At 58.2% G+C, this 14112-nt stretch carries 13 protein-coding genes; 4 read left to right on the plus strand and 9 right to left on the minus strand.

All coding sequences use genetic code 11. From position 1 onward, the window contains the following. Nucleotides 1–15: 15 nt before the first annotated feature. Both FQB27_RS05335 and FQB27_RS05340 read left to right on the plus strand, forming a co-directional pair. Nucleotides 16–1149, plus strand: coding sequence for a protein-glutamate methylesterase/protein-glutamine glutaminase (locus FQB27_RS05335; RefSeq protein WP_206374334.1), 1134 nt, complete (start codon nucleotides 16–18; stop codon nucleotides 1147–1149). After that, nucleotides 1146–1982 carry a CheR family methyltransferase gene (locus FQB27_RS05340; protein ID WP_169559801.1) on the plus strand — a complete coding sequence of 279 codons (837 nt, stop codon included), beginning with the start codon at nucleotides 1146–1148 and terminating at the stop codon, nucleotides 1980–1982. The genes FQB27_RS05335 and FQB27_RS05340 overlap by 4 nt, the downstream gene beginning before the upstream one ends. Nucleotides 1983–2076: 94 nt before the next feature. On the opposite strand, the gene ctrA is transcribed toward FQB27_RS05340, so the two are convergent. Beyond that, nucleotides 2077–2778: a response regulator transcription factor CtrA gene (ctrA, locus tag FQB27_RS05345; protein ID WP_169559802.1), complete on the minus strand. Its 702-nt coding sequence runs from the start codon at nucleotides 2776–2778 to the stop codon at nucleotides 2077–2079. Between the two features lie 185 nt (nucleotides 2779–2963). Here ctrA and fliI point away from each other — a divergent pair, with 185 nt between their 5' ends. Continuing rightward, a complete protein-coding gene (fliI, locus tag FQB27_RS05350; RefSeq protein WP_169559803.1) occupies nucleotides 2964–4307 on the plus strand; it encodes a flagellar protein export ATPase FliI in 1344 nt (447 codons plus the stop codon). A gap of 25 nt (nucleotides 4308–4332) precedes the next feature. Then, nucleotides 4333–4749: a hypothetical protein gene (locus FQB27_RS05355; RefSeq protein ID WP_169559804.1), complete on the plus strand. Its 417-nt coding sequence runs from the start codon at nucleotides 4333–4335 to the stop codon at nucleotides 4747–4749. Between the two features lie 15 nt (nucleotides 4750–4764). On the opposite strand, the gene FQB27_RS05360 is transcribed toward FQB27_RS05355, so the two are convergent. The 8 genes from FQB27_RS05360 to FQB27_RS05395 are packed head-to-tail and all read right to left on the minus strand — an operon-like array spanning nucleotide 4765 to nucleotide 14104. Next, the gene (locus tag FQB27_RS05360; protein ID WP_169559805.1) at nucleotides 4765–6609 is read right to left on the minus strand and encodes a hypothetical protein; all 1845 of its coding nucleotides are present in this window, start codon (nucleotides 6607–6609) and stop codon (nucleotides 4765–4767) included. A 15-nt stretch (nucleotides 6610–6624) separates the two neighbouring features. After that, entirely contained in the window at nucleotides 6625–7434 is an 810-nt protein-coding gene (locus FQB27_RS05365; protein WP_169559806.1) for a MinD/ParA family protein, read from the minus strand. After that, entirely contained in the window at nucleotides 7431–8666 is a 1236-nt protein-coding gene (locus tag FQB27_RS05370; RefSeq protein WP_169559807.1) for a flagellar biosynthesis protein FlhF, read from the minus strand. Before FQB27_RS05370 ends, FQB27_RS05365 begins: the two co-directional genes overlap by 4 nt. Nucleotides 8667–8675: 9 nt before the next feature. Further along, nucleotides 8676–10784: a flagellar biosynthesis protein FlhA gene (gene flhA, locus FQB27_RS05375; RefSeq protein WP_169559808.1), complete on the minus strand. Its 2109-nt coding sequence runs from the start codon at nucleotides 10782–10784 to the stop codon at nucleotides 8676–8678. 35 nt (nucleotides 10785–10819) lie between these two features. Continuing rightward, complete coding sequence (gene flbD / locus FQB27_RS05380) at nucleotides 10820–12223, minus strand: sigma-54-dependent transcriptional regulator FlbD (protein ID WP_169559809.1); 1404 nt, start codon at nucleotides 12221–12223, stop codon at nucleotides 10820–10822. Nucleotides 12224–12244: 21 nt separating this feature from the next. After that, the gene (locus FQB27_RS05385; protein ID WP_169559810.1) at nucleotides 12245–13018 is read right to left on the minus strand and encodes a motility protein A; all 774 of its coding nucleotides are present in this window, start codon (nucleotides 13016–13018) and stop codon (nucleotides 12245–12247) included. A gap of 18 nt (nucleotides 13019–13036) precedes the next feature. Continuing rightward, nucleotides 13037–13420, minus strand: coding sequence for a flagellar motor switch protein FliN (gene fliN / locus FQB27_RS05390; RefSeq protein ID WP_206374336.1), 384 nt, complete (start codon nucleotides 13418–13420; stop codon nucleotides 13037–13039). 24 nt (nucleotides 13421–13444) lie between these two features. Continuing rightward, the gene (locus FQB27_RS05395) at nucleotides 13445–14104 is read right to left on the minus strand and encodes a FliH/SctL family protein (protein WP_169559811.1); all 660 of its coding nucleotides are present in this window, start codon (nucleotides 14102–14104) and stop codon (nucleotides 13445–13447) included. Nucleotides 14105–14112: the final 8 nt, after the last annotated feature.

Raw genomic sequence — 14112 nt, forward strand, 5'->3', positions numbered from 1 at the left:
GAAAACAATCAGGTTATGAATAGTCCTTATCGGGTGATGGTCGTTGATGATTCCGCTGTAATTCGGGGGTTCTTGACGCGCTGGCTACAAAGTGAGCCGGATATCGAGGTTGTCGCCTCGGCCAGCAATGGCGTGTTCGCCCTTCGTGAATTTGACCGGACCCGGCCTGAAATTGTGGTTCTGGATATTGAGATGCCGGAAATGGACGGCATGACAGCCTTGCCGAAGCTGATTGAGATGGATCGCAACGTCAAGGTGATCATGGCCTCGACCCTGACCCGCCGGAATGCGGATATCAGCATGAAGGCGCTGGCAAATGGTGCCGCCGACTATATCCCCAAGCCGGAAAGCACGCGGGAAGCCTCCACGCGGGAGACCTTCCAGAAGGATCTGGTTGCCAAGATCAAGGCGCTTGGTCTGGCCCGTCGCCGTCAGGGCGGAGGGTTCAGCACGGTCGCGCCGGCGCCGAAAGTGGCCCCCAGTCCGCAGGTTGCCGCCCCGCAGGTGCGCAAAACCGGCCTGTACCAGAAAGCGGAGATTGTCCTTCGGAAATCCCGACCGACCCTGATGCCGCAGGCGCTGGCAATCGGTTCGTCCACCGGCGGCCCGCAAGCCCTGTTCTCGGTTTTTGAAAAGTTGCGCGGACATATCAGTGTGCCGGTTTTTATTACCCAGCATATGCCCGCCACCTTCACCACGATCCTGAGTGAACATCTGACCAAGATTTACGGAAAGACCTGTGCCGAGGCAGTGGACGGTGAAAAGGTTGTGAATGATCGGGTTTATCTGGCCCCCGGAGATTTCCACATGACCGTGGAAAAGAAGGGTGGGGATGTTGTTTTGCGTCTGGACCAGAACCCGCCAGAGAATTTTTGCCGTCCGGCTGTGGACCCGATGTTGCGGAGTTTGCATGCCGTGTATGGCAGCCGTGTTTTGACCGTGATCCTGACCGGAATGGGACATGATGGTCTGAAGGGGTGTGAGTTGATTGCAGAATCAGGCGGTTACCTGATTGGTCAGGATGAAGCCAGTAGTGTTGTATGGGGGATGCCCGGTGCGGTTGCGACCGCCGGTCTTTGTAACTCGGTCCTGCCGCTTCAGGATATTCCGGCGGCAATTGAGAACGCCCTTAAAGGGAGGCCTTTATGAACAGTCAGGACTTCCAACTTCTTAGCAGTATCGTCCGTGATCGGTCAGGTTTGGTCCTGACCGAGGAAAAGGTCTATTTGCTGGAAAGCCGTCTCACGCCGTTGGCCCGGCAGCGGGGAATGAACAATCTTGAGGATCTCGCCAACGAGCTGCGCCGCAGCAATGATGAGCGTCTGAAAGAAGAAATCACCGAAGCCATGACGACCAATGAGACGTTCTTCTTCAGGGATACAAAGCCGTTTGATATCTTCCGCGAACATGTCTTGCCGCGCCTTCTGGAAGCCCGGAGCACCCGCAAGACGCTGCGGATCTGGAATGCCGCCTGTTCGACCGGGCAGGAGCCATACTCGGTCGCCATGCTCCTGAAAGAGGAAGCGGCCAGAATGGCCGGATGGCGCGTCGAGATACTGGCGACAGATATTTCAAACGAGGTGCTGGAGAAGGCCAAGGCGGGCCTCTATTCCCAGTTCGAGGTTCAGCGCGGCTTGCCGATCCAGTTGCTGATGAAGTATTTCCAGCAGGTCGGTGAAATGTGGCAGATCGACAGCTCAATCCGGGCGATGGTCAAATTCCAGAAAAAGAACCTTCTGGAAGACCTGACCCATCTTGGCACGTTCGATATTGTTTTCTGCCGGAATGTGCTGATCTATTTCGATCATGAGATGAAAGCGCGGGTGCTGAACCAGATCAACAAGGTGATGGCCGATGATGGCGCCCTGTTCCTTGGCGGTGCGGAAACCGTTCTTGGTATTTGTGATGCCTTGAAACCGGTGCAGGGCCTGAAGGGGGTTTATACCTCGGCCGCAGGCGGGATGATCGCGGCTGCCAGCTGACCCCGTTCCAGAACGCAACAGACACAAAAAAACGGAAGGACGCTGAAAGGCCCTTCCGTTTTTTTATTCTGTATCTGGCGCCCCGTTGTGCGGATTAGCTGGCCCGGGCGCGTTTCGCTTCTTCCGGGTCGCGCAGGACATAGCCGCGTCCCCAGACAGTTTCGATATAGTTGTCGCCCTTTGTCGCAGAGGCCAGCTTCTTGCGCAGCTTACAGACAAACACGTCGATGATTTTCAGTTCCGGCTCGTCCATGCCACCATACAGGTGGTTCAGGAACATTTCCTTGGTCAGGGTGGTTCCCTTGCGCAAGGACAGCAGTTCCAGCATGCCGTATTCCTTGCCGGTCAGGTGCAGGCGCTGGCCATTTACCTCGACTGATTTTGAATCCAGGTTGACCGTCAGCTTTCCCGTGGTGATTGTGGATTGGGCGTGCCCCTTGGAACGCCGGACAATCGCATGGATGCGGGCCACAAGTTCGTCCTTGTTGAACGGCTTTGTCAGATAGTCGTCGGCCCCGAATCCCAGCCCCTTGACCTTGTCATCCGGTTCGGACATGCCCGACAGGATCAGGATCGGCGTTGACACTTTGGCATTTCTCAGTTTCTTGAGAACATCATATCCGGACATGTCGGGAAGCCCGAGGTCAAGAATGATGATGTCGTAATCATATAGCTTGCCAAGATCCACGCCCTCTTCGCCGAGGTCGGTGGAATAAACATTAAGCCCCTCGGCATTCAGCATCAATTCGATGCCCCGAGCCATCGAGCTATCGTCTTCGATCAATAACACTCGCATAGCGGTTGACCTCCTGTGAGCACGTATTCTTAATATTTTAGCTTAACATATCGTAAATGCCCAACCTAAAAAATTAACTAATTTAAAAACAAGTCCTTTTCACAGCCTTTACCAAACTTTAAAGGATGTGTGGCAGATTGGTTAAAATGCAGGAACTACGGTATTTTGGTTGAACGGAGCATCGGGTGCTAAGTGTCATTTCCGAGATAAACAGGGTCACTCCGCATCAATATTACGGGCGTGTTGTCACCATTCAGGGCCTGTTGGTCGAGGTCGGCGGCATTCAGCGTCATCTCAGTATTGGCAGTCGGGTCGAACTTCTGGCAAGAGGCGGGAAGAATGTTACCTGCGAGGTGGTCGGGTTCAGCAATGACCGGGCCCTGCTGATGCCGTTCGGCTCTCTTGAGGGGGTGGGAATGGGCTGCAAGGCGCTGGTCGCTGAACAGGACCCGGTTATCTATCCCGATCCAAGCTGGCTGGGCCGTGTGGTCAACGCCATGGGAGAGCCCATCGACGGCGGACCGCCGCTTCGTAAGGGAAGCACACCTGTACCGCTCAAGAATATGGCACCGCCCGCCCACTCGCGGCAGCGGGTTGGTCAGAAAATCGACCTTGGCGTGCGGACCCTGAACAGTTTCGTGACCTGTTGCCGGGGCCAGCGGATGGGGATTTTTGCCGGCTCCGGTGTCGGCAAGTCGGTTCTTTTATCCATGCTGGCCCGCAATACCGAGGCTGATGTCAACGTCATCGGCCTGATCGGGGAACGGGGCCGCGAGGTTCAGGAATTTCTGGAAGACGATCTGGGGCCTGAAGGGCTGGCCCGCAGTATCGTGGTGGTGGCCACCTCGGACGAGCCGGCCCTGATGCGGCGCCAGGCCGCCTATCTGACCCTTGCGCTATCGGAATATTTCCGGGATGAAGAAAAGGATGTCCTTTGCCTGATGGACAGCGTTACCCGCTTCGCCATGGCCCAGCGGGATGTGGGGCTGTCCGGCGGGGAGCCTCCCGCCAGCAAGGGATATACCCCGACCGTGTTCAGTGAATTACCAAAATTGCTGGAGCGGGCCGGGCCGGGAACCGGGCGGGGCAGCATCACCGGACTGTTTACGGTGCTGGTGGAAGGGGATGACCATAACGAGCCTGTGGCGGATGCGGTGCGCGGTATTCTGGATGGTCATATCGTCATGGAACGGCGCATTGCCGAACGGGGCCGCTATCCGGCGATCAATGTGCTGAAATCGGTTTCCCGAACCATGCCCGGCTGCAATACCGAGGAAGAGAACCAGATCATCTCGGTCGCCAAACAGCTTCTGTCCACCTATGAGGATATGGCGGAAATGATCCGGCTAGGGGCCTATCGGGTTGGAACGGACCCGCAGGTGGATGCCGCGATTTTCTATTCGCCCATGCTGGAGCAGTTCATGACCCAGCGAAAGAATGAAAGTACCTCCCTTGAGGAATGTTATGCGGAACTGGCCCGTATTCTGAACACGGAACCGCAGATGGAAACGGGACCCGAAGCCGGTTGATGGCTAGGGGCGCGGAGACAGGCCGATGAAATCCTTGAAAAACCTTATCCGGGTGCAGCAGTGGAAGCTGGATGAAAAGCGCCGGGTCGTGAGCGACATGGAGGGTCTTCTGGAGGGGTTTCGTGCCGAGATCACCCGTCTGGATGAGGAACGACTTCGGGAGCAGGAAATCGCCGTGCAAGACCCCATATTGGGGGCATCCTTTGGCGCCTATGCGACGGCGGCCCGGACACGGCGGGAAAATCTGCTCTCCAGTATTGCGGAAAGTGAACGGCAACTGGTCACGGCCCGCGAGGAACTGGCAGAACTTTTCCAGGAATTGAAGCGGTATGAAATCACCGAGGAAACACGCCTGACCCAGTTAAAACAGAGCCGGGACAAGATGATGCAGGAAGAAATGGATGAGCTGTCCATCGAACTGCACCGGCGCAAAAACCGTTAGTGGCGGGTTGACCCTCTAGACATCGATCTTTTTATGCTGGGTGTCTTCCCATTCTTCCAGCGGGTGAACGGGGAAGGGAACCGTTTGTCGGAAGGTCAGGGTGCCCGCAATACCGGTGATTTCCAGATTTTCCGTGAAAATGCCCTGTATTTTCTTTTGAACGGCATCGTCCACGGGGGCTTGCGATCGGACGGCGAGGTCGAAACGGGCCTTCTTGAACAGGCCGTCCAACTGGATGGGGCCGGTTCGGGACAGGTCCAGTTCGATAACGAACCGGGTGGCGGCTTCTTCCTTGTCTTTGCCGCTTCCGCTGCGATGGCGATAGAACATCCGCAGTTGTTGCAGGGCTTCACCATCATAGAAGGGGAAGGGAAGCAGCTTCCAGTCCTGTCCTCCGGGATCGGCCGCCAGCCTTGAAAGAGAGGTAAAGTCGTCACTCAGGGCCTGAAGGAGATCGCGCCGGCCTGCGGTCTCAAGGGCTTGCCGCGCATCCTGCCCCAGCCATTTTTCCATATTCCCGCCGTTCAGGGCGGAAATGAAGAACAGCAGGCTGCTGCTCAGGTTGGTATTGGCCGAGGGAATCCGGGTGTTGAGAATATCTTTTGCCAGCGCGGGGTTGTGAGAAGCTAACTCGTTCAGGCTGTTTCGCAGGTTTTCCCACTCGGTCAGGATGGGCAGGTGCGGGGTTTTGAAGATGCTGGAAATATCCGGGTTCCGCGACAAGGGGAACGGGAAGTCTGCCTCTGGCACTGCAAGGAATACCGTACTGCCGACAGGGACTGAAGACGGGGCGGTAAAGCTGAGGGTGCCAAGCCCGTTGGTCTGGACAAAAATCTGAACTTTGCCGGTCGCCCCTGCAACCGCACCGGAGGCCCCCGACGTGCCGATCACGGTGCCGGAAAAGACCGGGGCATTCGGGTGGGTGGAGGGTGCCGAATTTTGGGCCGAGACAATAACGGACAGTGCCGCCCCCTGAGACAGGTTGAACGGGCCGCTGGCCGTTTGCAAGGGGCTGTTCAGGGCAGGTTGGCGAATGGTTGCCCGCACCAGCAGGGGCGGATTCAGGGGCGCCCCGTCAGGCGTGGTCAGGCTGGCGGCACCGGTCATACCGGGGGGAATGCCGCCGGTGGGCAGGGGCGGGCGGCTCGAAGGCGGTGTCGTATGGGCATAGGCGGCCGCCCCTTGCGATTGCGACGGGGCGCGGCCCACCAATCCGTTCATGTCTCCGATTTGGGGCGGTGTGGTGATCTTGGGACCGGTCAGCGGGAATGGGGCCGCGGAAGCCGTATTTCCCGGTGAGGGGGCCGAGGGAAAAGGCGGCAACGGGCTGGACGGGGCGGGGGGTGTTGCCCCCTCCCGCTTGGTGAGGGCGGTTGCCAGAGATTGCATGTCTGGCAAGGGTTGGGACAGGGCGGGTTTCCCGTGCAGGCCATAAGGGTCCCCCTGCTGCGGATGGGACGGAAGTGTGGGCAGAAGCCGGACGGTTGGCGGTGAGGCCAGCTTTTCACCGTTCAGGGCGACAATACGGGCCAGAATGATATCTTCGGTGGCATCCACTTCAAGAACCACATGGCTTCCCACGGGAATGCTGCTGTGGGATGACATTCGGAAATTTCCGATTTCCGTATGCAGGATGGTATCGCCGCCGGTTGCCTTGGCGGTGACAATGGCAGCAAGAGAGCCGCCTTGGGACAGGGAAGATACGGTACTGGCTTGCGGGACAGCCGAACCCGTCTGCCCCCCCGTAGGTGAGGCCGGGCTGACGGGCGAAACCTGTTGCTGCTGGCCGGACTGGGCCGTCTTTACAGTATCAACCGGAGTTGACGGAGGTCCTCCCGATGTTGAACGTATCCCACTCATTCTGTCTTACCGCTGTCATGCGGGTCCCCGAATTAACTGGGCGGCCACATCTTCGATATCTGCGGCGGCGGTGCTGGCAGGGTACCGGTTGAGAAGGCCGGTCTGGGACCGGATCGCCCCACCGACACGCTCGTCCAGATGAACAATGCCCGCCAGAGCCGGTTCCAGTTTGAGGAAATTCCGGCATGCCGTCAGCAGCGTTTCATACACTTTCTGGCCATCCTTGCGGGACTTTACCATATTCACGAGAATTCGTGTATCCGCATTCGGCTGCCGCTGGCTGGTGACCTTGATAAAGGCGTAGGCGTCCGTCAGCGAGGTCGGCTCCCCATTGGTGACCACAAGTTTGGGACCGGCCGCGGCAGACAGGGTTTGCACCACGCCGTCAATGCCCGCCCCAAGGTCGAGGATGACATAGTCATAAACGCGACCCAGCTTGACAAGGTCCTGATGGATCTGGCGGAGTTGCTCCCCGCCGAGATTGCCGAGGGACCCGGAGCCGGAGCGTCCGGCAATGATGTCGAAACCACCCGCCTCGTAGCGGAAGGCCACATCCGCCAGTTTCTTTTCCCCGGAAATAACCGAGGCAAGATCCATGTCCGGCATCAGGCCCAGTTGAATATCCACATTGGCAAGGCCGACGTCACCATCGAACAGCAAGACCTTCTTGCCGGCATTTGCCAGCGCGTGACTGAGGCTGGTGGCGAGAACGGTTTTCCCGACGCCTCCTTTTCCTGAGGCAATGGTGATTACATTTTTACCGGCAGGCGCTGATGCAGGGTGGCTAGCGGGCCGATTCCGTAAGGGGCTTTCTGTCTCTGTCATCTTTTTGCCTTGTCAAATTCATTGCCGATGTCGGAAAGCGTGGGGTCGCGCAGGATGAGCCGGGCAAGGTTCACCGGGTTGATGGTATGCAGTCCCGTTGCCACAGAGGAGGATACGCTGGCATAGGAAAAGCTGAGGTTCGCATTGTCGGCCGCCGTGAAAATGCCGCCATAGCGCCGGGTTGTGTCCAACCGGGTGACCAGCAGCCTGCGGGCCCCGATGGTGGCAAATTTTTCCGCGGTGTCGCTCATTTCCGCGCTGTCTGTTCCGGCGGCAAGCACGGCGATAATTTCTGCACGGGCCGCAAGGATATAGCGGGCCAGATCCTTGATTTCATTCTGGTCGTAGGAATTGATCCCGCCTGTATCTATCAGGATATGGGACCCATCCTTCATTTCGGACCGGGAAATGATATCGGCCAGATTGTCCGGGTTTTCCGCAATCCACAATTTCAGGCCCAGAATATCCGTAAAGGATTTCAACTGGGCGATGGCGCCGGCCTTGCTGGTGTCGGTCGAGATCACATGAACCTTGCGGTCCGACATTCTGGCCGAGGCTGCCATCTTGGCGATGGTCATGGTTTTGCCGACACCGGGCGGGCCGACCAGCATCAGCGGCGTGTTGCGCCGTGAAAAGCTGGGGGAATAATTGAAATGCTTATCAAGGGACGCGGCCAGCGCCATGGTGGGATCATCCGTATCCACGGACAGGGCCGTCCGGCAGATACGCTCTGCCAGCAAGGTGGGAATGCCGTGATAGGCCATGGCCTGAACCAGCAGGTCCATTTTCGGCGTAACGCGGATTTCCTCTTGCGGGGCGGTCTTGGTCGGTGCGGGCTTTGCGGGTTTGGGTTGGGACCCGTTGGCCTGTCCGTTCATTTTCCCGGTGACGGGGGACGCCGTCCCGGCAGCGTTGCCGAAATTGGGGCGGCTTTCCTTGCGGAGGATGCGGGGCGCTGCCGCCTGTGACACCTGTGCCGTCGGTTTGGGGGCGACGCGGGCCGATGGCTCTTTCCAGTCGCTGTCCCATTCATTGGCCCAATCCCGGGCCCAGTCATCCTCGGTCAGGGTGACGCGGGGGGCTTCCTCTTTCTGTTCGAGGGCCGCCGTGATTTGGGCTTCGCCGGAGGGCAGGTTCTGCGTGGACAGGATAATGGCATCGTCGCCAAGTTCAAGGCGGACCATGTTCATGGCTTCCGAGACGGATCGGGCGGTGAAGGATTTTATACGCATCTATTCACCTTACACCTGGGCCAGTGTCTTGAGACGGGCTTTGGGGTGGATTTCATTTTGGGACATGACAACCGTTGTGGGCCTGAACCTTTCAATGATTGAACGGACATAGGGGCGGATCGCGGGGCTGGTCAGCAGGACCGGATTATGTCCCTGCTGCGCCAGCGTGTCAAAGCGATCCCGGATGTTGGCGATGAATTCCTGAAGCAGGCTCGGTGCCATGGAAAGCTGGCGTTCCTCGCCCTGTCCGATGATGGCATCGGCAAAGTTCTGTTCCCATTGCGGGGACAGGGTGACAAGGGGGATGAAGCCATCCGGCGCCGTGTTGACCGCGGAAATCTGGCGGGCCAGTCGGGCCCGGACATGTTCCGTGATCATGTTGATATTCTGGGTATATCCGGTGGCTTCGGAAATGCCTTCCAGAATGGTGGCCAGATCCCGGATGGAGACCCGCTCTGTCAGCAGGTTCTGAAGGATACGTTGGACCCCACTGACCGAGATCATGGTCGGGATCATGTCGGCAACCAGTTTCTGGTGAGCCTGCGGCAATTCATCCAGCAGTTTCTGTGTCTCGGCATAGGACAGAAGGTCCGCCATATGGTCTTTCAGAACCTCGGTCAGGTGGGTGGTGATCACGGTGGCCGGATCGACCACGGTATATCCGCGGAACGACGCTTCTTCCCGCTGGCCTTCATCCACCCAGACCGCTGGCAGGCCGAATGTGGGTTCGGTTGTCTGCTCACCGGGCAGGTCGATGGGCAGGCCTTGCGGGTCCATGATCAGCAAATGGTTGGGGCGGACATTGCCTTCCCCGGCTTCCAGTTCCTTGACCCGGACCAGATAGTTGTTAGCCGGAAGCTGCATGTTGTCCAGAATACGAACACTGGGCATTACAAAGCCCATATCCCCGGCAATCTGGCGGCGCAGTGCCTTGATCTGGTCGGTCAGGCGATAGCCCTGTGTGTCGTTGATCAGGGTCAGCAACCCATATCCCAGTTCCAACCGCAGGTCGTCGATGGCAAGGGCGGTGGAGATCGGCTCTTCCGCCGGAATGGCTTCCTTCTGTTCCTCGACCTGTTTTTCCCGTTCTATTTGCGCCTTTTCGACCTTCTGCTTGGACATCACATAGGCCGCATATCCGGTTCCCCCTGCCAGCAGAAGGAAGGGCAGCATGGGAATACCCGGCAGCAGGGACAACGCACCCAGCAGGAAGGAACTGACGCCCAATGCCCGGGGATAGCCGCCAAGCTGGCCGATCAGGGCCTTGTCGGCGGTGCCAATCACACCCCCGCGAGAAACCAGCATACCGGCGGCAACGGAAACGATCAGGGCCGGAATCTGGCTGACAAGGCCATCGCCCACGGTCAGAAGGGTATAGCTTTCTGCGGCCTGACTGAAGGTAATGCCTTTTTGCGCCACACCGACAATGATGCCGCCAATGATGTTGATGAAGGTGATCAGAAGGCCGGCGATGGCATCGCCGCGCACAAATTTGGACGCACCGTCCATGGCCCCGAAAAAGCTGCTTTCATCCTCCAGTTCCTTGCGGCGCTGGCGGGCGGTGGCCTCATCAATCATACCGGCGGACAGGTCCGCATCAATGGCCATTTGCTTGCCCGGCATGGCATCCAGCGAGAAGCGGGCCGCCACTTCGGCGATCCGGCCGGAACCCTTGGTGATGACCACAAAGTTCACGATCACCAGAATGGCAAAGACGATGATCCCGATCACGAAGTTGCCGCCCATGACGAAACTGCCAAAGGCCTCAATCACGTTGCCCGCGGCGCTGGGGCCCGTATGTCCTTCCGACAGGATCAAGCGGGTTGACGCCAGGTTCAGGGACAATCGCAACATGGTTGCAATCAGAAGAACCGTCGGGAAAGAGCTGAAATCCAGCGGTTTGGAGATGAACAGGCAGGTCATCAGGATAATGACCGAGAAGGTGATCGAGATGGCCAGACTGAAATCCAGAAGCCAGCTTGGCATGGGCAGGATCAGGACAACAAGGATACAGACAACCCCGAGCGCAAGGCCGATATCGCCTTGCGCCAGAATGGATGAAAGTTTCTTGAAGGACAGGCCGCCGCCGGGGCTCTGGTCTTGCTGGCTATCGCTCATATGAGTACGTGCTTTCCGAAACCGTTACGGGGTCATCAAATGGAAGCGCGCTGGTTGCTTCCGGGGGTTGGAATGGCAACCCCATCATCGGAATACAGTTTCAGCTTGTTGCGCAGGGTCCGGATGGAAATGCCCAGAATATTGGCGGCATGGGTCCGGTTACCAAGGCAATGTTCCAGCGTGTTGAGGATCAGGTCCTTTTCCACATCGGCGACGGTCCGCCCAACCAGCGGGATGGACGCGTCAACGGTATCGGCAGGGGTGCCTGCAGGCAGGCCGGTGCCGGGCATTGCCGCAGCAGCGGGGGCCGCTTGTGCCGGGCTTGCCTCGGGAATGGAGGTCCCATCCGGCATCAGGATTGCCTCAGGCCCGATTTCCGTGCCCTGCGCCAGCAATACCGCCCGGTGCATGGTGTTTTCCAGTTCCCGCACGTTGCCTTGCCACGGGTTGATTTTCAGCTTGTTCAGGGCAGCTTCGCTGATCGGTTTCAGGGCGATCCCGTTCATATCCGAATATTTCTTGTTGAAATAGTCGGCCAGCGCCTCAATATCCGCCGGACGTTCCCGCAGCGGCGGGATTTTCAGGGTGACAACGTTCAGGCGGAACAGAAGGTCTTCCCGGAAGGTCTTTTCGCGAACCGCTTCGGCAAGATCCCGGTTGGACGTGGCCAGAATGCGAATGTCCACAGGCACCGGCTTGGTGCCGCCAACCCGGTCAATGACCCGCTCCTGAATGGCGCGCAGCAGTTTTGCCTGCAACTGGATGTCCATTTCACTGATTTCGTCCAGCAGCAATGTACCGCCATTGGCTTCCTCGAACTTTCCGATCCGGCGCGCAACGGCCCCGGTAAAGGCGCCCTTTTCATGGCCGAACAGTTCTGATTCCAGCAGGTTTTCCGGGATTGCAGCGCAGTTCACGCACACAAACGGTTTGTCTGAACGGGAACTTTTCGCGTGCAGGAAGGAGGCCATGACCTCCTTACCGGTACCGGTTTCCCCGTTGATCAGCACAGAGGCCGTTGACGGGGCGATCTGTTCCGCAAGGCTGACAGCAGCCTGCATGGCCGGGTCCTTGAAGACAAGATTTGTATTTTCCTGAGCGACCGCTTCCAGAACCGCAGCAATCAGTTCAGGGTCCGGCGGCAGGGGCAGGAATTCCTTGGCGCCAGCCCGGATGGCGTTGGCAGCAGCGGTTGCATCCGTGTTCACACCACAGGCAATGATCGGCAGGTTGATCCGTTCATTAGCCAGACTTTCCACAAAACTGCTGATGGGCAGGTTGACGTCGATCATGGCCATGTCAGCCCCTTTCCCGGACCGCAGCGAGGATAGGGCCATTTCAATGTCATTGACCTGGCTGACCTTTGCGCCTCGCGACATTGCGATCTGGCTGGCGGCACCAATCTGGCCGTCCAAAGATCCAACAATTAGCAATCGCATCTGTTCACTCTCCTCACACGTCTATTTATAGAATTGCACGCGCTCTGCGGGCGGCAACAGGGTGTTTAAAATCATTTCCAGGCGGCGCGGATTTTCCTGACGACCGATGGATGTGGCACCGGCAATGAACACACGGTTCATCAGCACTTCGCGGGTCGAGTTGCGTTCCAGCTTGGACGCAAGCGGGCTGAAGAACATGTTTGCCAGAACCGCACCGTAAAAGGTTGTCAGCAGGGCCACGGCCATTGCCGGGCCGATCGCGGACGGATCACTCAGGTTGCTCAGCATCTGGATCAGGCCGACAAGGGTGCCGATCAATCCCATGGCAGGGGCTACCTCGGCGGCACGGTGCAGGATACCGGCAGAGGAATTGTGCCGTGTGATCATGCCACCAAGATCGTTATGCAGGATCCGGTTGACCTCTTCGGCGGGCAGACCGTCCACCACCAGTTGCAGGGCCTTGTGCTGAAAGCTGTGCGCCTCAATGCGTCCCAGATGTTCCTGCAGTTGCAGGATGCCTTTTCCGCGGCACCGTTCGGCCAGTTCCAGCATGTCGAACGCGGCAGATTTCGCCTGCTCTTCCGGCTTTACGAGGGTCCCGAGAACCAGCTTCTGAGCGTGTAGCATCTCGCGCCACGAAAAGCTCATGGTGGTGACCAGAAAGGTTCCCCCAAGAACGATCAGCACGGCAGGCAGGTTGTAGAAGGCTGTCATGGAGCCGCCAACGAGAACCGCAGCGGTGACAACGGCGAAACTGCCGAACAAGCCGAAAACTGTAGCAAAATCGATATTCATTCGTATTGTTCTTTTCTGTTACCGACGGTCTGACTTGATGATTTCCGTCATGGTCACACCAAGGCGATCTTCCACAACCACGACTTCGCCGCGTGCGACAAGCCGGTTGTTGACATAGATGTCAATGGCTTCCCCCACTTTACGGTCCAGTTCGACAACCGCGCCGCGTCCCAGTTTCAGCAACTGGCTGACCTGCATGCGGGATTTGCCCAGAACCGCCGAGACGTGTACGGGGATATCGAAGACGGCCTCCAGATCGGCGGCAGTCCGGGAAATGTCTGAATTATCGTCCCCGGTTTCGGAGCCGTTGTCCTCGTCTTCGAACGCGCCAGCGTCCTGCATCTGTGCCTCATCGGCGGAGTCCTGAAGCTCGTTCAGTTCGAGATCATCATTTTCAGCCACGTTTACTCTCCTTCAATGCCAGCGTCACGGGTGAGAACTGGTTTCTTGGCCGCCGGAGCGGACAAAGCGGTCTACAATTTCGGCAATTTTCTGCTGCGTTTCGGCAAGGTTTCTCTCGACGCCGCCATCTGCCCATTCGATCCGGCAGTCACTGCCGGTTTTTGTTTCATCAGGAAGAAGAATGATCTTCCCCATAAAGCCGGCTGCCTGCGCCAGTTTGTCGATCCTGTCCTTCAGGGCGTCGCACACCATTTCACTGGCACGAACCACAAAGCGGGGCTCGTCATGCAGGTCGGCAAGGCATTCCTCGATCATGCCCAGAACCTCGGTTCCCGGTGCCCGTTCCATCATGGCCGGGGCAAGCCGGTTTGCGATGGCAACGGCCAGACTGGCCGCCTCGCAGCGGATATTCTCAAGCCGACTGGCATGGTCCCCGGATGTGGCCTGAAGTTGTGCGTTCATCATTTCAAGGGTCTGGGCCATGGTCGCCTCGATCCCCTGAAGGGCTTCGGCCCGGCCTTCGGCCATGCCGGCCTCCCGGCCTTCAGCCCGTGCCTGATCAAGGTCTCCGGCGGTATATTCCAGCGGTGGTCCTTCCGGGACAACCTCCGTGACCTCTTCCTTCTTGGGGGGCTGGGGGGTGCCGAATTCTGTGTCGAACAGGAATCTGGAATTGCTACTCATACTGATCC

This window comes from Sneathiella chinensis (genome assembly GCF_012720115.1).
In the GTDB taxonomy this organism is placed as follows: domain Bacteria; phylum Pseudomonadota; class Alphaproteobacteria; order Sneathiellales; family Sneathiellaceae; genus Sneathiella; species Sneathiella chinensis.

Bases quoted from the DNA above. Each gene is read 5' to 3' on its own strand.
- FQB27_RS05360 (WP_169559805.1), bottom strand. From the start codon at position 6,609: ATGAGTGGGATACGTTCAACATCGGGAGGACCTCCGTCAACTCCGGTT.
- flbD (WP_169559809.1), bottom strand. From the start codon at position 12,223: ATGCGATTGCTAATTGTTGGATCTTTGGACGGCCAGATTGGTGCCGCC.
- FQB27_RS05355 (WP_169559804.1), top strand. From the start codon at position 4,333: ATGAAATCCTTGAAAAACCTTATCCGGGTGCAGCAGTGGAAGCTGGAT.
- ctrA (WP_169559802.1), bottom strand. From the start codon at position 2,778: ATGCGAGTGTTATTGATCGAAGACGATAGCTCGATGGCTCGGGGCATC.
- FQB27_RS05335 (WP_206374334.1), top strand. From the start codon at position 16: ATGAATAGTCCTTATCGGGTGATGGTCGTTGATGATTCCGCTGTAATT.
- FQB27_RS05365 (WP_169559806.1), bottom strand. From the start codon at position 7,434: ATGACAGAGACAGAAAGCCCCTTACGGAATCGGCCCGCTAGCCACCCT.
- FQB27_RS05385 (WP_169559810.1), bottom strand. From the start codon at position 13,018: ATGAATATCGATTTTGCTACAGTTTTCGGCTTGTTCGGCAGTTTCGCC.
- FQB27_RS05370 (WP_169559807.1), bottom strand. From the start codon at position 8,666: ATGCGTATAAAATCCTTCACCGCCCGATCCGTCTCGGAAGCCATGAAC.
- FQB27_RS05340 (WP_169559801.1), top strand. From the start codon at position 1,146: ATGAACAGTCAGGACTTCCAACTTCTTAGCAGTATCGTCCGTGATCGG.
- FQB27_RS05395 (WP_169559811.1), bottom strand. From the start codon at position 14,104: ATGAGTAGCAATTCCAGATTCCTGTTCGACACAGAATTCGGCACCCCC.
- flhA (WP_169559808.1), bottom strand. From the start codon at position 10,784: ATGAGCGATAGCCAGCAAGACCAGAGCCCCGGCGGCGGCCTGTCCTTC.